We start from the raw sequence: 21,568 nt of genomic DNA on the forward strand, positions 1-21,568 counted from the left end.
TGTGATAGTACAGCGCCTGTTAAATCAGCTCATTGCGCAGGATATTCGCGATTTTCGTGTGCTGGCGACCATCGCGAAAGTGCCGCGCCAGCTGTTTGTGGACGAGGCCATGGCGCACAAGGCGTGGGACAACACCGCCCTGCCCATTGGCCACGGCCAGACCATTTCGCAGCCCTATATGGTGGCGCGAATGACCGAGTTGCTGATGCAAAATGATCCGGCCCATGTGCTGGAGATTGGCACTGGCTCGGGCTACCAGACGGCGATCCTCGCCCATCTGGTGGAGCATGTTTATACCGTGGAGCGGATCAAGTCGCTGCAGTTCCAGGCCAGACGCCGGCTGCGCCAGCTCGATCTGCACAATGTCTCGGCCAAGCACGGCAACGGCTGGCTGGGGTGGCCCAACAAGGGGCCTTATGACGCCATTCTGGTGACGGCCGCGGCGAGCGAGATCCCGACGGCGCTCACCGATCAGCTGGCCGAAGGGGGCCGACTGGTGTTGCCCGTGGGTGACAGCCAGCAGACCCTGCAGCTGATCGAACGATCCGGATCCCAGCTGACCAGTCGTATTCTGGAGCCGGTACGTTTTGTTCCCCTGATTGACGGAGATGTTGAGTGAAGTTGTTTTCCCGTTTGTACGTACTGGTGATGCAGTGGGCTCGCCACAAGCATGCCCCCTGGTATCTCTCCATCACCGCTTTCATTGAGTCGGTATTCTGGCCGATCCCGGTGGACGTGATGCTGGCACCGATGGCGCTCGCCAAGCCCCACAAGGCGTGGCACTACGCCACGCTGGCTACCGTCTTCTCTGTGCTGGGCGCCCTGTTTGGCTATGCCCTTGGCTATGCCCTGTGGGATCCGGTCGTGCTGCCACTGGTGGAGTCTGTGGGCTATCAGGACAAGATCGAGATTGCTCGCAACTGGTTTGAGCAGTGGGGGATCTGGGTCATTTTCATTGCCAGCTTCACCCCTATCCCCTACAAGGTGTTTACCGTGACGGCAGGGTTGTTGCAAATGGCTCTGCTGCCCTTCATCATCACCTCCCTCATCGGTCGTGGCATGCGCTTTTTCCTGGTTGCGGGCCTGATGCGCTGGGGTGGAGAGAAGATGGAACGCAAACTGATGCACTACGTAGATGTGCTCGGTTGGCTCTGTATTGGTCTGGCCGTGGTGGCCTATTTCTGGTTTAGTCGTTAAGGATCCATTATGCGTTCGCGTATTTGGCAAGGAAGCAGTGTCGTGGTGTTGTCATGGCTGCTGCTTGCCTGCTCCTCCAGTAAAAATGCAGCTCCGGTAGATGGTGTTGATGAGGGGCAGTTTGTCTCGACCATTCCGGCTCGCCAAAGCGGTGCCCAGGTCAGCGCCCCCATTCAGGGCGGCAGCTATGTGGTGAAGCGGGGCGATACCCTCTACTCCATCGCCTTCAACTCCGGCAACGATGTGCCCTCGCTGGCCAGCCTCAACAACATCAGCCCGCCCTACAACATCTATCCGGGGCAGCGACTGCGGCTCGATGGTTCCAGCGCCAGTGTTGGCAGCAGCCGCAGTGCCGGTACCTATGAGGTGCGCCGCGGCGATACCCTGAGCAGCATCGGCCGCCAGTTCGGCATGACGCCGCAGGCGCTGGCCCAGAGCAACAACCTGAGCGCCCCCTATGCGCTGCAACCGGGTCAGGTGCTCAATGTCCAGACCGCAGGCGGCGGTTCGACCCAGATGGTGACTGCGACTCGTCCGGCAACCGTGACGCCGGTGGCCGTGAGCCGTCCCAGCAGCGGTCCGCGTCCGTTGGCCGAGCCGAGTGGATCTGGTCAGACCACGCCGTTCATCTCTCAAAAATCCGTTGCTCCGGCAGCACCGAAGGAATACGCTCAGGTCAAAGAACAAAAAACAAACAACTCCCAGTCGAGACTTGCTTGGCACTGGCCCGCAAAAGGCCGGATTGTCGAGGGGTTCTCTGTTGCAGAACAGGGTAACAAGGGGATCGACATAGCCGGCCAGAAGGGGCAACCCGTCTACGCCGCCAGCAGCGGTAAAGTGGTATACGCTGGCAGTGCTTTAAGGGGGTACGGCAAGCTGATTATCCTCAAGCATGATGATGACTATCTCTCCGCTTACGCACACAACGACGAGTTGCGGGTGAAGGAAGGGGACAGCGTCAAGGGGGGCTCGGTCATTGCCAACATGGGTAGCACGGACGCGCCGGATGTGCGATTGCATTTCGAGATCCGGTACAGAGGCAAGTCGATCAATCCGATGAGCTATTTGCCAAAGCGTTAACCCCAGAGAGACCGTCTTACTCTGGTAACGTCAGGGAGACACACCATGAGCCAAGAACAACTGGTAATGCAGGATGCAGAGTTAGAGTTTGACGCTGAACCCGAATCTCACGAGGTAGAAGAGTTGCAGGAGGTAGCCGCCGAGGCGGACGAGACTATCTCCGATGAGTTGCTGGCACCTGAGCTGAACAAGGTGATGGATGCCACGCAACTCTATCTGGGGGAGATTGGCTTCTCCCCGCTGCTCACTGCCGAAGAGGAAGTCTATTACGCCCGTCGTGCCTTGCGGGGTGACAAAGCTGCCCGCAAGCGCATGATCGAGTCCAACCTGCGACTGGTGGTGAAAATCGCCCGTCGTTACAACAACCGCGGCCTGGTGCTGCTGGATCTTATCGAAGAGGGCAACCTCGGTCTTATCCGTGCGGTCGAGAAGTTCGACCCCGAGCGCGGCTTCCGTTTCTCTACCTATGCCACCTGGTGGATCCGCCAGACCATAGAGCGGGCCATCATGAACCAGACCCGTACCATCCGTCTGCCCATTCATGTGGTCAAGGAGTTAAACGTTTACCTGCGCACCGCGCGCGAACTCTCTCACCGTCTCGATCATGAACCGACAGCCGAGGATATCGCCTTCGCGCTGGATCGTTCGGTGGATGACGTGAACCGCATGCTCAAGCTCAACGAGAAGATCACCTCGGTGGACACCCCCATCGGCGGCGATCGCGACAAGGCGTTGCTGGATGTGCTCTCCGACGAGCGCGGCATGGGGCCTGAGCTGGAGTCTCAGGAAGATGATATGCGCAGCAGCATTGTCCACTGGCTGGAGGAGCTTAACCCCAAACAGCGGGAAGTGCTGGCACGCCGGTTCGGTCTGCTGGGGTACGAGCCGGCCACCCTCGAGGATGTGGGGGCCGAGATTGGCCTGACCCGCGAACGGGTACGCCAGATCCAGGTGGAGGGGCTGCGCCGTCTGCGGGAGATCCTGCTGAGCCAGGGGCTCTCCATCGAGGCGCTATTTCGTACCAATTAAGTCCGCACCAACTGATCAGCGCATCAGCCAGATAGCACGAGGGGAGCAACAGCTCCCCTCGTTTTTTATTGCCTGTGGTCTGGCGATGGCTTCGTGGTTATACCAGCTCAGCCAGCATGGTGTCGGCGTAGGGCACCAGCGCTTCTCCCTTCTTCACCTTGGTGAGGTAGTCCGGGTTGGCGATAAGTGGACGACCGATAGCCACCAGATCGAAGCGGTTAGCCTCGATGGCCGCTGCGGCGCGCTCGGCGTCGTAGTTGCCCACCCCGACCAGATTGCCCTTGTAGTGGGCGCGCAGATAGTCGGAGGCGCGGCCACCCAGATAATCGAAGGTGAGGTTGTCATCAAAGATGCCGAGGTGGATATAGGCCAGCGGGCGATCGTTGAGCTTGCCCAGCAGATAGTCGAACACGGCGCGATCTTCCGGGCTGCCCGCCAGATGGACATAGGCACCCGGGGAGAGGCGAATACCTACCCGATCACCACCGATACGGGCGCTGATGGCATCGACCACTTCCAGCGCGAAGCGGCTCATCTTTTCCGGGCTGCCACCGTAGTTGTCAGTGCGCAGGTTGGTGGAGTGGTGCAGGAACTGGTCGATCAGGTAGCCGTTGGCACCGTGGATCTCCACCCCGTCAAAGCCCGCCTCGATGGCGTTGGCAGCGGCTTGGGCGTAATCCTGTACCAGCTGGGCGATTTCGGCCTCGGTCAGGGCGCGTGGCACCTGATAGGTCAGCTCGCGCATGCGGGGCACAGTGCCCTCGTGCGCCACGGCAGAGGGGGCCAGCACTTCAGCCTGATGGAAGAAGGGGTGGGAGAGGCGGCCGACGTGCCACAGCTGGGCGAAGATCTTGCCGCCTTTGGCGTGCACGGCGCTGGTCACTCTCTTCCAGCCATCGATCTGCGCCTGGGTGAAGAGGCCCGGGGTATTGGGGTAGCCCTGCGCATCGGGGCGGATGATGACGGCCTCGGAAACAATCAGGCCGATGTCGGCGCGGCGGCCGTAATAGGCAGCCATCTGCTCGGTCGGCACCAGACCTGGGCCTGCCATGCAGCGGGTGAGCGGGGCCATCATGAAACGGTTGGCCAGGGTCAGAGTGTCATTGAGTCGATACGGCTGAAACAGGGTATTCATGATAGGTTGTCCTGAACGGGTTATTCTTGAACGTGCATTCAAGACGTTTTTTGCGTCGGGCGCAAGCTTTTTTTGAATGCACGTTCAAGAAGGTTGGCCCGAGCGGGCGGCTGGGGTAAACTTGCCGCCCTTTCCAGCCACTCTTTATCGGCGGGCCCTGTTGCTCCTTGCCGGTGAACCATTTCCCACGGGAGGAACCATGCGCATAGCCGAGTTTGATCGGGACGAGGTACTGCGAAATGCCATGGAAGCGTTTCGCGCCAAGGGATATGCCAAAACCACCATGCAGGAGCTGGTGGCTGCCACCGGCCTGCACCCGGGCAGCATTTACGGCGCCTTTGGTAACAAGCGAGGCCTGCTGCTGGCTGCGGTGGATCACTATGTCGAGGGCAAACGCACCCTGCGCCGCTCATTGCTCGACAACCCGAGCCCGCTGGCGGGCCTTGCGGCCTATCTCGACCGGATTGTGGGGGAGGCGCTCTGCGGCTCCTGTCTGGTGACCCGCACCATGATGGAGCTGAGCGAGCAGGATGAGGAGCTGACCCAGCGGGTCAAGGGGATCTATGGCGAGCTGGAGCAGGATCTGGCCGAGTTGCTGACACAGGCGCAGGCCAAGGGTGAGCTGGCCCCGGATAGCAATATCCATACCCTCACCGCCTTGCTGCTGATCAACCTGCAAGGGCTGGTCACTTTCGCCCAGTGCCGCCCCGATCGCCCCCTGCTCGACGACGTAGTCGCCCAGCTGATGCGGGCCCTGCGGGCGTAACGCGATACCGCAGAAATAACAGTGGCTCCCTCGGGAGCCACTGTTGTTTGCGGGAGGGTTACCTCGGCCCCACCAGTTCCTGCATCAAATCTTTCAGCCATACCAGTGCGGGCTGCTGCGCGTGAACAGGGTGCCAGACGCAGTTGAGGTGGTAGTCGGGCACGTCTTCGGGCAGCGGCAGGCTTTTCAGCGGCCAGTGGGTGGCGAGCAGCTCGGCTACCATGCTGGGCAGTACCAAGAGGTGATCGCTCTGGCTGACGATGGCGGCGGCGGACATATAGCTCTGGCTGTTGACCGAGATGGTGCGGCTAAAGCCCTGACTCTTCAGATAGCGGTCGAGGCTCGCCTCCGAGGTACCGAGCGGCGAGTGGAACACATGGGGCATGGCGATCAGCTGCTGCAAGGTGATGCGCTCCTGCCATTGGGAGGGGTCATCCTCGGCGTCGGCGGGGGCCGATTTGGCAATCGGCAGATCGGCGCGCACCAGCCCGGCCAGCGGCTCGGTGAGCCAGGTCTCTTTGCCCAGATACCCCGGCACCTGCATGTACTCGTCAAACCCCAGCACCAGATCGATCTCGCCGCTTGCCAGCTCGGCTTCGGGCAGGGTGTCGCGCAGGATGCGGATCTCGATGGTGACCCCCGGCGCCAGCCGTCTGAGCCGCTGAATAAGCGGCGGGATCAGCACGCACTCCACGTAATCTGTGGTGCAGAGCACGAAGCGCCGCTTCGACTGGCTCGGCTCGAACTCTTCTTCCTCGGTGAGCTGCTGCTCCAGCAGCCGCAGCGCCTGCTGCACCCCGAGATGCAACCGCTGGGCGCGCGGGGTCGGCAGCATCCCCTGCGGGGTGCGCACCAAGAGCGGGTCGCCGAGAAAGGTGCGCAGCCGGTTAAGGGAGTGGCTCATGGCGGGCTGGCTGATAAAAAGCGCCTCGGCGGCTCGGGTGACGCTCCCTTGCGTCATCAGGGCGTCAAAGGCGAGCAGCAGATTGAGGTCGAGCTGGTGCAGTTTCATGGGGGGGATTATTCGCCGTGTTTATGGGACAATCCATCCTATTCATTTGATGGATGGGGGCGCAACGTCTTAATCTGCGACCCACTCTTATTTTTCCGGGTTCCCGCGCCGCATCGGGCGTAAACGGGGGCCTCAATCCATGCAAGGAGCCTTGCGATGAGCATCAAGACCATTAACTCCACGCCGGCCGCCGACGGCTTCACCATGCCTGCCGAGTGGGCGCACCAGCAGGCCGTCTGGATGATCTGGCCGTTTCGCCCGGACAACTGGCGCGTAGCCGGTCGCTTCGCGCAAGAGACCTTCGCCAAGGTGGCCGATGCCATCGGTGGCGCGACTCCGGTCTTTATGGGGGTGCCAGCCCAGTTTATGGAGCAGGCCCGCGCCATCATGCCCGCCCACGTCACTCTGGTTGAAATGAACAGCGATGACTGCTGGGCCCGCGATACCGGCCCGACCATTGTGACCAACGCTGCCGGCGAGTGCCGTGGGGTGGATTGGGGCTTCAACGCCTGGGGCGGTCACAAGGGCGGTCTCTACTACCCGTGGAATCAGGATGAAGAGGTCGCTGCCCAGATGCTGGCCCAGCACGGCATGGCTCGCTACGATGCGCCGCTGATTCTGGAAGGGGGCTCCATCCACGTCGATGGTGAAGGCACCTGCCTGACCACCGCCGAGTGCCTGCTCAACGAAAACCGCAACCCGCACCTGACCAAAGAGCAGATCGAAGCTTACTTACGCGACTATCTGGGCGTCACCAGCTTTATCTGGCTGGACGAAGGCGTCTACATGGATGAAACCGACGGCCACATCGACAACATGTGCTGCTTCGTGCGTCCGGGTGAAGTGGCCCTGCACTGGACTGACGACCAGAACGATCCCCAGTACGCCCGCTCCGTGGCCGCCCTCAAGGTGCTGGAAGCGGCGGTCGATGCCAAGGGTCGCAAGTTGAAAGTGTGGAAGCTGCCCCAGCCGGGCCCGCTGTTCTGCACTGAAGAGGAGTCTGCCGGTGTCGAGAGCGGCAGCGGTGTGCCGCGCGAGGCCGAGGGCCGTCTGGCCGGTTCTTACGTGAACTTCCTCATCACCAACGATCGCATCGTCTACCCGCTGCTGGATGCCGCCACCGATGGCGAAGCCCAGCGCATTCTGGAAGAGATCTTCCCGGAGCACACCGTGATCGGCGTGCCGGCTCGCGAGATCCTGCTGGGCGGTGGCAATATTCACTGCATTACTCAGCAAATCCCCTCAGGGAAATAAGAACCTGTTCCAAGCCAGCTGAGGTTGGTACTCAAGACCCCACGCCGTGGGGTTTTGTCCCTTGAGATAAGGGTGGTCGGGCGTTGTAGCGGCTGCGATCACTCTGAAGCGATTAGCTGCGATATGGCTGCGTTAACCGATATCGCACACAGTCACCCTTTTACAGGAGATCCCCATGATCGAAGTGACCGAGGTTTCCATTGCCGAGCTGCGTGCCGCGCTCGAATCAGGCCGCACCACAGCGGTCGAACTGGTCAAGGCCTATCTGGCCCGTATCGAGGCCTACAACGGCCCCGAGACTGCCACCAAACTCAACGCCGTGGTGGTCGCCAATCCCGATGCGCTGAAAGAGGCCCAGGCTTCCGATGCCCGCCGCGCCCGTGGCGAGACTCTGGGGCCGCTCGACGGCATCCCCTACACCGCCAAAGACAGCTATTTGGTCAAGGGGCTGACCGCTGCCTCCGGCAGCCCGGCCTTCAAGGATCTGGTGGCCCAGCGCGATGCCTTTACCGTTGAGCGCCTGCGCGCCGCCGGTGCCATCTGCCTCGGCAAAACCAATATGCCGCCGATGGCCAATGGTGGCATGCAGCGCGGCGTCTATGGCCGTGCCGAGAGCCCCTACAACGCCGACTACCTGACCGCGCCGTTTGCTTCCGGCTCTTCCAACGGGGCCGGTACTGCCACCGCCGCCAGCTTCTCTGCCTTCGGTCTGGCGGAAGAGACCTGGTCGAGCGGCCGTGGCCCAGCCTCCAACAACGGCCTGTGTGCCTACACCCCGTCCCGTGGCGTCATCTCGGTGCGCGGCAACTGGCCGCTGACCCCGACCATGGATGTGGTGGTGCCCTATGCCCGCACCATGAACGACCTGCTGGAAGTGCTCGACGTAGTAGTGGCCGACGATGCCGATACCCGTGGCGATCTGTGGCGCATGCAGCCCTGGGTGCAGCTGCCCAAGGCTTCTGAAGTGCGTCCGGCTTCCTATCTGGAGCTGGCTGCCAAGCCCGATGCCCTCAAGGGCAAGCGCCTCGGCGTGCCGCGCATGTTTATCAACAAGGATGAACTGGCTGGCACCAGCGAAAACCCCGGTATCGGCGGCCCGACCGGTCAGCGCATCCATACCCGCGAGACCGTGATCTCGCTGTGGGAGCAGGCTCGTCAGGCGCTGGAAGCCGCTGGCGCAGAAGTCATCGAAGTGGACTTCCCGCTGGTCTCCAACTGCGAAGGGGACCGACCCGGCGCGCCGACCGTGTTCAATCGCGGCATCGTGAGCTCGGAGTTTCTCAACGACGAGCTGTGGGAGCTCTCCGGCTGGGCGTTTGACGACTTCCTGCGCGCCAACGGCGATCCCAAGTTGAACAAGCTGGCCGATGTCGATGGGCCGAAGATCTTCCCCCACGATCCGGGCACATTGCCGAACCGCGAGGGCGATCTGGCGGCGGGCATGGACGAGTACGTCAATATGGCCAAGCGTGGCCTGAAATCCTGGGACGAGATCGTCACAGTGCCGGATGGCCTGCGCGGTCTGGAAAAGACCCGCAAGCTGGACCTGGAAGACTGGATGGACGGGCTCAAGCTCGACGCCGTGCTGTTCCCGACCGTCGCCGACGTCGCCCCGGCTGATGCGGATGTGAATCCGGCCTCCGCCGATATCGCCTGGAGCAACGGCACCTGGGTTGCCAACGGCAACCTCGCCATTCGCCACCTCGGTGTGCCGACCGTCACCGTCCCCATGGGTGTGATGGCCGATATCGGTATGCCGGTGGGCCTGACCTTCGCCGGTCGCGCCTATGACGACAACAACCTGCTGCGCTTTGCCTCGGCCTTTGAATCCACCGGCAGCAAGCGTATGGTGCCGCCGCGGACGCCGCCGCTGGGGTAAATATCCCGAATTGGTCTAGCGATAATAATAAAAGCCACCCGTTATTCGGGTGGTTTTTTATTTTTCGTAGTCATCAGGATCATAAGACGACTCTTGAAGAATGATCTCGGCGTCGTCCATATCTAAAGATATTAGGGAATCAATAAATTCAATGTCGTCTACTGTGGCGCGAGCAACAAGTTCATCTTCATAATTTAGGCTCACATCGACGAAAGTTTTCTCTTTGTGATTGATATGTAATCTATCGGTGACTATAAAAACATATTCTCTGTCTTCAGGATCCCACGGAGAGTTTTCATAATTTGCAGCTGAATATTCTGCACTCACAGAAATTTCAATTTCCAATTCGTAGGTCGCCCTATGTTGGCTAACTTCTATAAGGTTTTTGTTGATTACGCTTACTTGGTTAATAATAATACGTTCGATATCGACATCTAAGTAATAGCTGCTATCCGGATAAAACTCCATATCTGAAAGTTTAGCGTGAATGGTTTTTATAATTTCGGGTTCAAGTCTGGTGAACACCTTATCCGCAAAAGATACCGGCTTGCTTAATTCAGCTTCATTTCTTATAACTAAGTCAATTAGATCATCTACGGTTTTTAGATGAAAAATATTTTCATATTGCTCTGCATATGCCTTCATATCTCCATCGCAACTAATTACATAAAGTAGATGCTCTCTTTCCTCACTTACTTTTCGCACAGCTTCTAAAGCAAATGCATCAGGAAACTCATTCTTTTTGTTTTCTCCACAGAAAGGTGGAAGACTATTGAAGTAATTTTCAAAAACAATTGATGCATCAACAATGTTTATTGGGACAATCTCAGCATTACTAATCGCTAGAAATTTATCAAATGCATCCATCAGAATATTGTTAATGTCATCTTCTTTTATGGCTGAAAAAATTCCATGACAATCAAGAGTGGGAGTGTTTCTGAGAATCATCGCCTCCTTCTGAGCCTTTTTTATGGTGCCGGCAGCTTTTTTTGCTTTCTCTTTTAGGTGTTTTTTAACCTCCTGAATTGTTATTTCGGTTGTCAGTAAGTGTAGTTTTCTTTTTTCTAAGAAACCGCAGAGCTGATCCAATTTATGAGAGTCAAATTGAAAGTTTTTGTTTTCGAATGCTGACGTGTCAATGAAAATAAGCCTGCTTTGTAGTTCCATCGCCATAAGTGATCAAATTGTCTGCCTAAGAGTAAATTTAGATTGATTTTTTCTGTCTTAATAGTCAATTAAAAAAAGCTAAACCTTGTCCTCTTTAGAGGGTTGCATGTTCGAATAGCGAAGCGTATTCGGACGATCGCGAATAGGTCGTGGCTGAGAAGCCGCTGAAATCCGGAGTTTCCTGCCTGTCTTGCCATGACTCGGTGTGCTGCGGTAAACGGACGATTACGCTGCGCTAATCGACCCTACATGATGAGGCTTATTGTTACCTCCCCCTCATCCCCAGCCCTTCTCCCCTTGTTTGTGATCAAGAGAGGGAGAAGGGAGCAAAACGGTTCAGCTGACTGTGCTTTACGTGCGAGGTACGGGTGGGGGTGGGAGTTTGGAATTGGCACGGGCCATCCCCTCTCCCTTGGGAGAGGGTTAGGGTGAGGGCCGCTATCTGTGTTGCAGGTTCGAATAGCGCAGCGTATTCGGACGTTCGCGAACAGGAGGTCGTTGCCGATTTTTCCGGACTTTCCCCTGACTTCCCCCTGACTTCACTCAGACTTCACACAACCTCATTTTCCCCTCACAAATCCCCCGTATCTTCTGCCCACTGCTTAAAAGGCCCGGCTTGCCACAGGGGTGGCGAGGGGACGGTTGGTTCGAGGGAGCAAGATGATGAAAGGTTGGATGAAGTGCACATTGGCCGGGGCCGTGGTGCTGATGGCGAGTTTCTGGGGCGGCAGCGTGCGGGCGGCGGGGATCTCCCTCAAGCAGGTGAGCGGCCCTGTCTATGTGGTGGAGGACAACTACTACGTCAAAGAGAACTCCATGGTCTATTTCGGGGCCAAGGGGGTGACTGTGGTGGGGGCGACCTGGACGCCGGATACCGCCCGTGAGCTGCATAAGCTCATTAAACGGGTCAGCAGCAAGCCGGTGCTGGAGGTGATCAACACCAACTACCACACCGATCGGGCGGGTGGTAATGCCTACTGGAAGTCCATCGGGGCCAAGGTGGTGGCGACGCGCCAGACCCGGGATCTGATGAAGAGCGACTGGGCCGAGATTGTCGCCTTTACCCGCAAGGGGCTGCCGGAGTACCCGGATCTGCCGCTGGTGCTGCCCAACGTGGTGCACGATGGCGACTTCAAGCTGCAAGATGGCAAGGTGCGTGCCTTCTACGCGGGCCCGGCCCATACGCCGGACGGCATTTTTGTCTACTTCCCCGACGAGCAGGTGCTCTATGGCAACTGCATCCTCAAGGAGAAGCTGGGCAACCTGAGCTTTGCCAATGTGAAGGCCTATCCGCAGACTATCGAGCGGCTCAAAGCGATGAAGTTGCCGATCAAGACGGTGATTGGCGGTCACGACTCGCCGCTGCACGGCCCCGAGCTGATTGATCACTACGAGGAGCTGATCAAGGCGGCGCCACAGTCATAACGGCTGCGCGACAGACTGGTAGCAAGCCTTGCCATCGCAGCAATCAGCAGCCATAACGGCACACCACAAAACGCCCGCTTTCAGGAAATAAGCGGGCCTTTTGCGTTTGCGGTTTTTTTGGTGGCTGTGAGTGCGTGGCATTAACGCTGTTCAAGGGGGGTGGGCTTTCATAAGATGGCCCTCTCTCTTTTTCCTGAAAGTTATCCATTTTCGTTATGCAATACGCCTCTCTCGCGCGCCTCAAGCAGGCCTTTATCACCGGGATGTGGGCCTCGCTGGTCAGCATCGTTATCGGCTTCGCCTTCAAGGTGTGGCTGGCGCAGTGGGTCGCCAAGGGGGAGCTGGCGCTGTTCAACAGCGTGGTCGATTTGATCTCCCTCTCTTTTATCCTGATGACAGGTTTTCGCTCCTCCATGGTGGTGAGCTACTCCCAGACCAAAAACGATCGGGACATCATCAATATCTTTCGCTACTTCCTCATCGGTATCGTGCTGCTCACCTGGGGGGCGGTGATCCCCTATATCAAGCACGGGCTCCATATCCGTGTGGAGTATCTGCAACTGGTGGGGGTCATCTTCGGGCTGGGGCTCAAGGTCTACTTCACCAATCTGGTGGCCATGTACCGGATGTATCAGCTCTCCAACCGGGTCACCTGGCTGGAGCCGCTGGCCAACGGCCTGTTGTTTATGGCCTGCTATTTCGGACTGGGGATGGATGCGCTCGCCTCGCTCTTCTACGGGCTGACCTTCTCATCGCTCGCCATCGCCGGTTATATGTATGTTTCGCGGCGCCGGGCCATCGCCACCAGGCCGCTCGCCAAGGTGGCGCTCGGCCCCGAGATGGTGAGCTATGTGAAGAAGAGCTTTACCGCCTCGCTGGAGGCGGGGGCCAGCATCCTGATGATCTACATCACTGTGCTGCTCACCATCCGCCACTTCAGCCTCGACGAGCTGGGGGATTTTCAGGTGGTGGTGCGCCCCATCTTCACCTATATGACCACCTTGTTCGTCTTCCCCATCTACCGCTTTGTGCTGCCTGAGCTGGCGGTCAATCTGCGCAATGGCGATCACCGCCAGATCAGGATGATCCGGCGCTGGATCTTCCGTCTCTCCGCCATCGTCAGTCTGGCCTTCTTTGGCTTGATGCTGCTGGCGGGCAAACCGCTGGTGCTGTTGTTCTTCCCCGCCGACTACGTGGGGGCTGTGCCGGTACTGTTCCACTTCTCCATCTTCTTTATCTTTATGATGCTCAATGGCTATCAGCTCGCCTACATCAAAGCCCACGGTTACTTTACCCAGAGCCTGCTGATCCGGCTGGCGGGCATAGTGGCGCTGGTCGCCGCCTACTATCTGGTGGCCGAGTTCACTGCCAACGTGGTGGCGATTATCGTGGCGTTGGGCCTCGGCTATATGGTGATGTTTATCCTCTCGACCCTGGCAGAGCGGCAGATCCTGCGTACCCTGCCACCCGAGCTTGCGACTGCGCCCTAGCTGTCGCCGCGAGTGTGCGCGGTATCTGTGGGCTGAAGGGGTTGGCAGGGGAGGATGGGTTGAAGCGACCAAACAAAGAGAACGCCCGATCGGGCGTTCTCTTTTTATAGGGCTTGCAGCCCCGCTGTTGCCCCTTTATGGCAGACGGGGCGTAGCGGACATCGGTATAAGCTGGAGTTGGGTCATTTCAGGAAAACCCATAAATCCTGCTTATAGTGAGCCCGTTTGTCGCTGCGCCCCTGAACGGCGGTAAAAGCGGCCGCACAGGGGCTTGTTCCGGCTTGCAGGGATGAGATTGCAAGGATTGGGTCGAAGGGATTGGGGCGGGCCGTTAGCGCCGCCCCTTGCCACCCTTGTTGCCAGCGAGGGCCTGCTTTCTGGCACGCTGTTTCTGGGCCGCCTTGCTGTTGCGGCGCGGCTCGGGCTCGAAGCGGGTGAGATCCGGCTCAAAGCCGGGGAACCACTGCTGGGGCAAACGGGTGTCGAGCACCGCTTCCACCTTCTCCAGCAGTGGCGCATCTTCCGGGCTGAACAGGGTGATGGCGAGCCCCTTGTTGCCGGCGCGACCGGTGCGACCGATGCGGTGGACGTAATCCTCTGCCACAAACGGGAATTCGAGGTTAATCACGTAGTTGAGATCCGTGATATCGAGGCCGCGGGCCGCCACGTCGGTGGCGACCAGCGCCTGTAGGGTGCCGGCGCGAAACTCCAGCAGCACTTTCTCCCGCGCGCTTTGCGACAGGTCGCCGTGGAAGGCCAGCGCATTGATGCCCGCCTTGCCAAGCTGCTGGGCCAGCTTGTCGGCCCCCTGCCGGGTGCGGCTGAAGATCAGCGCCGGAGCCCACCCCTTCACTTTCAGCATATGTTCGACCAGCGCCAGCTTGCGATCGCTATCCACCGTGTAGACCCGCTGCTCCACCTCGGCTGCCGTGGTATTGCGCGGCGCCACCTCGATAAGCGCCGGGTCGCGCAGCAGCACCTTGCTCAAGGCAAACAGGTTGTCATCGCAGGTGGCAGAGAAGAGCAGGGTCTGGCGATCCGCCGGGATCTGTTTGAGCAGCGCCTTGATCTCGTCCATAAAGCCCATGTCGAGCATGCGGTCAGCCTCGTCAAACACCAGATGGCGCAGCGCCGCCAGACTCAACGCCCCCTGTCGCAGATGGTCGAGCAGGCGGCCCGGGGTGGCGATCAGGATATCCACCCCGGCTTGAAGCGCCTCTACCTGCGCCGCGATACTCACCCCGCCGTAGACCTGGGTGCTGGTGAGGCCAGTCCCCTGACCGTAGCGCGCGACACTCTCGGCGACCTGCACCGCCAGCTCGCGGGTTGGCACCAGCACCAGCGCGCGGATCGGGCGGGGCTCTGCCTGTGGCTGCTGCAGCAGCTGCTCCAGCAGTGGCAGCACGAAGGCGGCGGTCTTGCCGGTGCCGGTCTGGGCGCCCGCCATCAGATCGCGCCCCGCCAGAATGACGGGGATGGCGCTGGCCTGCACCGGAGTCGGCGCGGCGTAGCCCAGTTCGGTCAGGGTCTGCTGCAAGCGGGGGGAGAGGGCCAGTTCGGCAAAGGAGGCTGTGGACATAGGGGCACCAGTCGGGGTTATCGCGGCCTGCGGCCACGATGCTGTGAGTGATCGTGGCCGCGATGGTAACAGATAGAGGGGGAGTGGCAGAAGGCGGGCCAGCTTAGCTGGCGGTTTCGCCGTCGGGGTTGCGGATCAGGTGGATCTGCTGGCCATCGTAGCTGGCGATATTGTGTTTGCCCTGCTGCTTGACGTGATAGAGCAGCTCGTCGGCCAGATGCACCGCCTCGGCCACCGACAGGTAGTCGCGAATGCGGATTACGCCGGCCGAGAAGGTGATGGGGGTGGGCAGCTCGGGGATACCCAATGGGCGATCCAGCAGGCGGCCAGCGGAGTGGATCATCATCTCGTCATCCTCCATCCCCTTGAACAGCACGATAAACTCCTCGCCGCCCCAGCGGATGGCGCTGTCCACCTTGCGGATATTGCTTCTGAGATGGCGGGCAAAGGCGACCAGTGCCAGATCACCGACGCCATGGCCATAGGTGTCGTTGATCGACTTGAAGTTGTCGATATCGAGGATCATCAGGTAGTCGTGCTCATGGAGCAGACTCTGGCAGAGCACATCTCTGCGTGGCAGCCGGGTCAGGTGGTCGGTGTGCGCCAGGGTGCGCAGCCGCAGGTAGATCTGCTTCCAGGCCACCATGCCCATCAACAGCACGATGAGATAGACCTTGAAGGCCGCACTTTGCAGGGCCAGCTTGACGAAATCGACCCAGCTGTAGGACCACTTCAGATAGAGATCATCCCCCGCTTTGGTGCGCATAAAGGGTTTGCTCAGGCAGAGATGCCTCGGGCGGCAGGGCTCGGCGGCTTCAAACGATATGTTGGTGCGGGTCGGGTTGATGGTGTCGAAGGGTCGCAGCACATCGTTAAATGCTTCATCGACGGCGATATCGATACCGAGCAGTCCGTATTTGTAACCGCCGCGCCCCGACTGATGGATGAAGGGGAAGTACATCACTATGGTGTTGCGCATGCTGAAGCTGTCGATCTCGATATCGGAGACAAAGGCTTCATCGGTGCTGCACAAGGGGCGGCCGGGCGCAAAGCTGGCGCAACCGAAGTAGTGATACCAGGCGGGCAGTGTCATCAGATCCACCTTGATCGGCGCCAGTCTGGCGGGCAGCACATTGTTGTCGGCCACCATGCCGATCAGCCGGTAGTCATTCCAGATGGTGTAGATATTGATCACCTCCGAATAAGAGAGGGCATAGCGGAAGGTGTTGAGGATATTGGCTGCCGGGTATTGCAGCGGAATATCGGCAAAGCGGTATTTGCTTTTGAGGTCATACCCGTAGAGATAGTCGCTGCCGACGCTATTCGGGGGCGGTGGCTGATCGAGCAGATGGTGCTGTGCCAGATAGCTGGTAATGTTCTCCACCTTGAGGATCTTGGCTCGCTGGTAGAAGACCTCGAACACGTTCTTCTGTCTGGCGGTGATGAGATCCATGTCGTGCTGGATAGTGAGATAGGTGTAGTAGAAGACAGTGCCCAGCCCGGTCAGGGCGAGCAGGGCCAATCCGGCCACTTTGATGATGAACTGGCGAGCAAACGCCGGTGGCCAGCGCAAGGCTGGGAGGTTACCTGAAAATAAGGTCATAGGTGTCTGGTTAGAGTACCGATAGGGGCGCGGGCGCCATACGGGCAAAGTATACGCGAAGGAAATCCCGACAGGATCCACCGACAAACCTTGCCAGAAGCTGAAGCCCTCACCACTTATTTATCCCTACTCCACGATCAGCACGCTCTCGCTGGCCAGATGGTGCAGCCACTCCCTGACGATCAGCAGCACGGCGGCAAAGTACTCGTCACGGGGTAGCTGGTTGGCGGAGAGAGGATCCCCTTCCGCCATCGCGGCCAGCTGGCCAAAGGCTTGCTCCACCAGATCCCGGTCGAGCTGGTTGTCCCCCAGCACTTCGGCCAGTGATGGTTGACTGCGCAGGGTCAGCTGCAAGCCGGGCGGGATCTGCGGGGCGATGCGCATCAGCTCATCCTCCACCACCATGATGGCCCGCTCCAGTTCGAGCGGGGTGGGCGGCGCGTGGCGAAACGGTCCGGGTTGGATGGCGTGGGTGCCAAAGGCCAGCGGGTAGTGTGACGGGGCCGCATTTGGCTGGCTCAGCCAGAGCTGACTGCTCTGTTCACCAATCTCCAGCAGCAGGGTCATCATCTCCGGTACGGGTTGTGTCATGGTGCTGAGCTCCTGTATTGTAAACGTTTTCCCATTCCGCCTTTGATACCCCTGCTGTCGCCGTTTGGCGAGCACAATTTCTGCGAGTCGTCCCTCACTTTGTTGCAAACCCCTTGCAAAAAAATTCATTGGTGGCAGTCTGGATGTCTAAATGGCTTTCGCCGTTTCGTTATCCTCAGATGATTCAGGAGTTCAGATATGGATATTCGCACCGCTCCCCGTGCCATCGCGCTCGCTCTAATGCTGGCAAGCGGCATCGCCGCCGCCAACGAAGCGCTGGTGATCCAGACCGATTTCGGCCTCAAAGATGGCGCCGTGTCGGCCATGAAGGGGGTTGCCTTCGGGGTGGACCGCACTCTGCCGCTCTATGACCTGACCCACGAGATCCCGGCTTACAACATTTGGGAAGCTTCCTACCGCCTCTACCAGACCCTGCAGTATTGGCCCAAGGGCACCGTGTTTGTCAGCGTGGTTGATCCCGGTGTCGGCACCGAGCGCAAGTCAGTAGTGCTCAAGACCAGGAGCGGCCACTACATCGTGACCCCGGACAACGGCACCCTGACCCTGGTGGCCGAACACTTCGGCATCGAGGCTGTGCGCCAGATTGATGAGAAACTCAACCGCCTCAAGGGCTCCGAGAAGTCCTACACCTTCCATGGCCGCGATGTGTACGCCTATACCGGCGCGCGGCTCGCTTCCGGCGCCATCAGCTACGAGCAGGTCGGCCCGCTGCTGCCCGCCGAAGTGGTTAAGATCCCCTATCAGCCTGCAGTAGCCGAGAAAGATGGCACCCTCAAGGGCACCATCCCGATCCTCGATGTGCAATACGGCAACGTCTGGACCAATATCGACGATGCCCTGCTTACCAAGGTGGGGATCAACAAGGGGGATAACGCCTGCATCAAGATCCGCGAAGGGGATGTGGTCAAATATGACGGCAAGGCCCCTTACGTCAGCAGCTTCGGCGATGTGCCGGAAGGTCAGCCGCTGGTATACCTCAACAGTCTGCTGCAGGTCTCGGTGGCGCTGAACATGGACAGCTTTGCCGCCAAGCATCAGGTGCAATCCGGTGCCAACTGGCATATCAGCCTGAAGAAGTGCTCCTGACCCGCACATATATAAGTAGAAATAGAAACAGCAACGGGCGCTTCGGCGCCCGTTTTGTTCTCTGGTAATAAAGAAAGGGATCAGAACTCGTTGGAGAGCGCCTTGTACCCTTTGACCAGATCGATATTGGTGTGAGCCACGTCTTCGGAGAACTCGGCGGCATCTACCGAAACCCGCGGGATATGGGTCAGATCGCTCTGCTGGTTGATGCGGGTGGTGGAGGGGACGTAGAACTCCGGCGGCAGATCGCAGCCGTCGATCACCGAGTTGTGGCGCACCACGGCACCATCGCCGATATGGCAGTTGAACAGCACGCTGTTGAAGCCGATAAAGACCCGGTTCCCCACTTCACACGGCCCGTGCACGATGGAGCGGTGGGCGATGGAGCTGTATTCGCCAATGGTGACGGCGGCGCCGGATTTGGAGTGGATCACCACCCCATCCTGGATGTTGGAGTTGGCGCCGATGACGATGGGCTCCATTTCGCCGTTGGCATCTACCTCGTCGGCGCGGATCACCGCATAGGGGCCGACAAAGACATTCTCTTTGATGATCACCTTGCCGCAGATGATGGCGGTCTTGTCGATATAGGCGGATTCGTCGATGACAGGCAGGTGGCCGGAGGGATTCTTGCGGATCATGTTACATCCTGTGGTTGCCAAGAGGGATTATCTGGTGGTGGACGAGGAGCCTACCGGTCGGTCAGCTTACCCCTGCTCGCCCTTTGGTGAAACCCCTGACTGGTCTGACCCTTGTCGCGCGGCGTCTCAGCATGGCTGTTTCCCGCCGCCAGAATATGGGAGCATGGCTGTCATCCCGAGTCGCGTAAGGTGGACATATAAAGATGAAGAAGATGATTGCCCTGCTGGCGGGTGGTTTGTTGCTCTCCTCGGCCGCACAGGCCAAAGGGGAGGCGGGGGCGTTTGACTATTACGCCATGGCGCTCTCCTGGTCGCCCGAGCATTGCGCCGTCAAACCGGCGGATCGGGACCAGTGTTCCCGCAAGCTGGGGTTCGTGCTACACGGGCTCTGGCCCCAGTACGATCGCGGTTACCCCAGCAACTGCACCCGCGAACGGCTCAATCCCGATATGGAGAGCGAGTTTGCCGACCTCTACCCCAGCCGTTTCCTCTATCGCCATGAGTGGGAGAAGCACGGTACCTGCTCCGGCTTGAGCCAGCAGGACTTTCATCAGCTGGCAAGCGATCTGCGCCAGAAGGTGAAGATCCCGGCGGCCTATCAATCCCCGGAGGAGCCGCTGCGCAAAACCAGTTTCCAGCTCAAGGCCGATCTGGCGAGCGCCAACGAGTGGCTGGCTCCCGACAACATCACGGTGGCTTGCGCCGATGGTGGCCGCTTCCTGCGGGAGATCTACATCTGCGTCAATAAAGAGGGGACAGATGCGGTCACCTGCTCCGCCGAGATGCAAAAGCGCGAGCGCCGCTCCTGCGGTCAGCCGGATTTCCTGCTGCGCAGCGTGCGTTAAGCCTCCACTCTCTTCATCAGGCCCCTTGCGGGCCTGATGTGTAACCACAGCTATCGGAAAGGAGTCTGACAGATGGATGGCAACAACCGGTTTGGCCCGACAGAGCGGGCAATGCTGCTCGGCGTGAAAGGGGTTGGGCCGACCGTTATCAGGCGGCTCGAACAGCTGGGCTACCATACCTTGGCCGGATTGGCAGAGGCCGACACCACCCATATCGTCCAGCTGGTGGCCAGCATGCTGGGCTCGACCTGTTGGCAGAACAGCCCGCAGGCCCGCAGTGCCATCGACGGCGCCATTGCGCTGGCCCGCGCGCATCTGGTGGCGGACGCTGCAAAAGGGGTGAATGGATGAGCCTCTTTAGCGAACTTGGGATGCGTTATCCCATTATTCAGGCACCGATGGCCGGTGTGCAGGGAAGCGGTCTGGCGCTGGCCGTGACCGGGGTGGGTTGCTTGGGCTCCTTGCCTGCCGCCATGCTCACATCAGCGGAGCTGCGCGGCGAACTGGAGCGACTTGCCCAAAGCGGGCTTGGGCCATTTAACATCAACTTCTTCTGCCACCTGCAACGGGAACCGGATCCCGTTGCACTGGCCCGCTGGCAGCAGCGCCTTGCTCCCTACTACGCCGAGTTAAGCCTACTTCCCCCAGCGGTCACGACGGCGCCAAGCCGTGCACCTTTCAATAAGGATCATGCCGCCATGTTGGCCGAGTTCAGACCGGCGGTGGTCAGCTTTCACTTCGGCTTGCCCGCGCCTGAGCTGCTTGTCCAAGTGAAGGCTGCGGGGGCCAAGGTATTTGCCAGTGCCACAACGGTTGCGGAAGCCGTATGGCTCGCTCAACACGGCGCCGATGCCATCATCGCTCAGGGATTGGAGGCGGGCGGTCATCGCGGTCATTTCCTCTCCGATGATCTCGCCTTGCAGCAGAGCACCTTGACCCTGCTGGCGCAGATCCTCGCGGTGACCGATCTGCCGGTGATTGCCGCTGGCGGTATCGTCGATGGCAAGGGGATCGCCAACGCGCTGGCAATGGGGGCGAGCGCCGTGCAGATGGGCACCGCCTTTCTCTGCTGCCATGAAGCGACCACCTCGGCGCTGCATCGCGCTGTCCTCCACTCGCCCCAAGGCCAGCAGACGGCACTGACCAATCTGTTCAGTGGCCGTCCGGCGCGGGGCATCGTCAACCGTCTGATGCGTGAGCTGGGCCCGTTCTCGGATCTTGCCCCTCACTTCCCCTATGCCAGTGGCGCACTGGCACCGCTGAGTGCCGCCGCCGAGAAGGCGGGGGACAGTGGCTTCTCTCCGCTCTGGGCTGGCCAGAATGTATCGGGTTGCAGGGATCTTCCTGCCAGCGAGCTGATAGCGTGCTGGGTCAAAGAGGCTGGATTGGGATAAGCACTGCTATATACGCCTCTTTATATAGAAGCGGCCGTTGGTGCAGTGCGTCGGACGCGACGGTGTTGCGATGATGGATGAGTGCCTGTTCCCTTGTGAGGCGCTTATCCGGAGACAAAACCCCGCACCTCACCCACTCCTGTGGATAAGTCTGTATAAAGGCTGTGTATTGATATGAATAACCAAGGGGTTGCACTTTTTTGCAATTTTATTGCGGCAAAGCCTTGCCAATGTGAGCTGGATCTCTATAATGCGCCACATCGACAGGGCAAGCGGCAACGCAAACAACTTCGTCGATAACCTCGAAAAGCCTTTGAAAATAAGGCTTGACTCGAGAAGGCGGTTGAGTAGAATTCCACTCCCGCAGCAACACA

20 protein-coding genes are annotated in these 21,568 nt (G+C 59.4%); 13 read left to right on the top strand and 7 right to left on the bottom strand.

Annotation, left to right across the window (positions count from 1 at the left end; genetic code table 11):
* Nucleotide 1: 1 nt before the first annotated feature.
* Genes AB5Z09_RS05280 through rpoS form a run of 4 tightly spaced genes read left to right on the top strand, consistent with a single transcriptional unit; the run spans nucleotide 2 to nucleotide 3,306 of the window.
* Nucleotides 2–619 (top strand): protein-L-isoaspartate(D-aspartate) O-methyltransferase, encoded by a 618-nt coding sequence (locus AB5Z09_RS05280; protein WP_033138377.1) that lies wholly within the window; start codon nucleotides 2–4, stop codon nucleotides 617–619.
* Nucleotides 616–1,197: a YqaA family protein gene (locus tag AB5Z09_RS05285; protein ID WP_005354505.1), complete on the top strand. Its 582-nt coding sequence runs from the start codon at nucleotides 616–618 to the stop codon at nucleotides 1,195–1,197. Before AB5Z09_RS05280 ends, AB5Z09_RS05285 begins: the two co-directional genes overlap by 4 nt.
* Before the next feature lie 9 nt (nucleotides 1,198–1,206).
* Nucleotides 1,207–2,277: a LysM peptidoglycan-binding domain-containing protein gene (locus AB5Z09_RS05290; RefSeq protein ID WP_368194783.1), complete on the top strand. Its 1,071-nt coding sequence runs from the start codon at nucleotides 1,207–1,209 to the stop codon at nucleotides 2,275–2,277.
* 45 nt (nucleotides 2,278–2,322) lie between these two features.
* Complete coding sequence (gene rpoS, locus AB5Z09_RS05295; RefSeq protein ID WP_005335504.1) at nucleotides 2,323–3,306, top strand: RNA polymerase sigma factor RpoS; 984 nt, start codon at nucleotides 2,323–2,325, stop codon at nucleotides 3,304–3,306.
* Between the two features lie 97 nt (nucleotides 3,307–3,403).
* On the opposite strand, the gene AB5Z09_RS05300 is transcribed toward rpoS, so the two are convergent.
* A complete protein-coding gene (locus AB5Z09_RS05300; protein ID WP_164979904.1) occupies nucleotides 3,404–4,441 on the bottom strand; it encodes an alkene reductase in 1,038 nt (345 codons plus the stop codon).
* Nucleotides 4,442–4,640: 199 nt separating this feature from the next.
* Between AB5Z09_RS05300 and AB5Z09_RS05305 the strand changes: the two genes are divergently transcribed.
* Nucleotides 4,641–5,207, top strand: a complete 567-nt coding sequence (locus tag AB5Z09_RS05305; protein WP_005335495.1) for a TetR/AcrR family transcriptional regulator — start codon at nucleotides 4,641–4,643, stop codon at nucleotides 5,205–5,207.
* 58 nt (nucleotides 5,208–5,265) lie between these two features.
* Here AB5Z09_RS05305 and AB5Z09_RS05310 read toward each other — a convergent pair whose 3' ends face one another.
* Nucleotides 5,266–6,219 (bottom strand): LysR family transcriptional regulator, encoded by a 954-nt coding sequence (locus tag AB5Z09_RS05310; protein WP_368194784.1) that lies wholly within the window; start codon nucleotides 6,217–6,219, stop codon nucleotides 5,266–5,268.
* Between the two features lie 156 nt (nucleotides 6,220–6,375).
* On the opposite strand from AB5Z09_RS05310, the gene aguA reads away from it, so the two are divergent.
* Nucleotides 6,376–7,473: an agmatine deiminase gene (gene aguA / locus AB5Z09_RS05315; protein WP_042081483.1), complete on the top strand. Its 1,098-nt coding sequence runs from the start codon at nucleotides 6,376–6,378 to the stop codon at nucleotides 7,471–7,473.
* Nucleotides 7,474–7,648: 175 nt separating this feature from the next.
* Nucleotides 7,649–9,352, top strand: a complete 1,704-nt coding sequence (locus AB5Z09_RS05320; RefSeq protein WP_368194785.1) for an amidase — start codon at nucleotides 7,649–7,651, stop codon at nucleotides 9,350–9,352.
* Between the two features lie 57 nt (nucleotides 9,353–9,409).
* Here the strand turns inward: AB5Z09_RS05320 and AB5Z09_RS05325 are convergent, their stop codons facing one another.
* Nucleotides 9,410–10,525, bottom strand: a complete 1,116-nt coding sequence (locus tag AB5Z09_RS05325) for a PIN domain-containing protein (protein WP_368194786.1) — start codon at nucleotides 10,523–10,525, stop codon at nucleotides 9,410–9,412.
* Between the two features lie 654 nt (nucleotides 10,526–11,179).
* Here AB5Z09_RS05325 and AB5Z09_RS05330 point away from each other — a divergent pair.
* Both AB5Z09_RS05330 and AB5Z09_RS05335 read left to right on the top strand, forming a co-directional pair.
* Nucleotides 11,180–11,944 carry a CphA family subclass B2 metallo-beta-lactamase gene (locus AB5Z09_RS05330; RefSeq protein ID WP_368194787.1) on the top strand — a complete coding sequence of 255 codons (765 nt, stop codon included), beginning with the start codon at nucleotides 11,180–11,182 and terminating at the stop codon, nucleotides 11,942–11,944.
* Nucleotides 11,945–12,159: 215 nt separating this feature from the next.
* Nucleotides 12,160–13,434: a lipopolysaccharide biosynthesis protein gene (locus tag AB5Z09_RS05335; protein WP_368194788.1), complete on the top strand. Its 1,275-nt coding sequence runs from the start codon at nucleotides 12,160–12,162 to the stop codon at nucleotides 13,432–13,434.
* 331 nt (nucleotides 13,435–13,765) lie between these two features.
* Here the strand turns inward: AB5Z09_RS05335 and AB5Z09_RS05340 are convergent, their stop codons facing one another.
* The 3 genes from AB5Z09_RS05340 to AB5Z09_RS05350 form a co-directional block, all read right to left on the bottom strand.
* A complete protein-coding gene (locus AB5Z09_RS05340; RefSeq protein WP_368194789.1) occupies nucleotides 13,766–15,013 on the bottom strand; it encodes a DEAD/DEAH box helicase in 1,248 nt (415 codons plus the stop codon).
* 103 nt (nucleotides 15,014–15,116) lie between these two features.
* Entirely contained in the window at nucleotides 15,117–16,586 is a 1,470-nt protein-coding gene (locus AB5Z09_RS05345; protein WP_368194795.1) for a GGDEF domain-containing protein, read from the bottom strand.
* Between the two features lie 156 nt (nucleotides 16,587–16,742).
* A complete protein-coding gene (locus tag AB5Z09_RS05350; protein ID WP_368194790.1) occupies nucleotides 16,743–17,207 on the bottom strand; it encodes a hypothetical protein in 465 nt (154 codons plus the stop codon).
* Between the two features lie 198 nt (nucleotides 17,208–17,405).
* Between AB5Z09_RS05350 and AB5Z09_RS05355 the strand changes: the two genes are divergently transcribed.
* Complete coding sequence (locus tag AB5Z09_RS05355; protein ID WP_236298035.1) at nucleotides 17,406–18,314, top strand: S-adenosyl-l-methionine hydroxide adenosyltransferase family protein; 909 nt, start codon at nucleotides 17,406–17,408, stop codon at nucleotides 18,312–18,314.
* An 80-nt stretch (nucleotides 18,315–18,394) separates the two neighbouring features.
* Here AB5Z09_RS05355 and AB5Z09_RS05360 read toward each other — a convergent pair whose 3' ends face one another.
* Nucleotides 18,395–18,955, bottom strand: coding sequence for a carbonate dehydratase (locus tag AB5Z09_RS05360; RefSeq protein ID WP_033138393.1), 561 nt, complete (start codon nucleotides 18,953–18,955; stop codon nucleotides 18,395–18,397).
* Between the two features lie 203 nt (nucleotides 18,956–19,158).
* Here AB5Z09_RS05360 and AB5Z09_RS05365 point away from each other — a divergent pair, with 203 nt between their 5' ends.
* From AB5Z09_RS05365 to AB5Z09_RS05375, 3 genes are all read left to right on the top strand, one after another.
* Nucleotides 19,159–19,800, top strand: coding sequence for a ribonuclease (locus tag AB5Z09_RS05365; RefSeq protein WP_184235540.1), 642 nt, complete (start codon nucleotides 19,159–19,161; stop codon nucleotides 19,798–19,800).
* Between the two features lie 72 nt (nucleotides 19,801–19,872).
* A complete protein-coding gene (locus AB5Z09_RS05370) occupies nucleotides 19,873–20,151 on the top strand; it encodes a helix-hairpin-helix domain-containing protein (RefSeq protein ID WP_368194791.1) in 279 nt (92 codons plus the stop codon).
* Nucleotides 20,148–21,194 carry an NAD(P)H-dependent flavin oxidoreductase gene (locus AB5Z09_RS05375; RefSeq protein WP_368194792.1) on the top strand — a complete coding sequence of 349 codons (1,047 nt, stop codon included), beginning with the start codon at nucleotides 20,148–20,150 and terminating at the stop codon, nucleotides 21,192–21,194. Before AB5Z09_RS05370 ends, AB5Z09_RS05375 begins: the two co-directional genes overlap by 4 nt.
* The last annotated feature ends 374 nt before the right edge of the window (nucleotides 21,195–21,568 follow it).

The sequence above is a fragment of the Aeromonas sp. R2-2 genome (genome assembly GCF_040908355.1).
GTDB lineage: Bacteria > Pseudomonadota > Gammaproteobacteria > Enterobacterales > Aeromonadaceae > Aeromonas > Aeromonas veronii.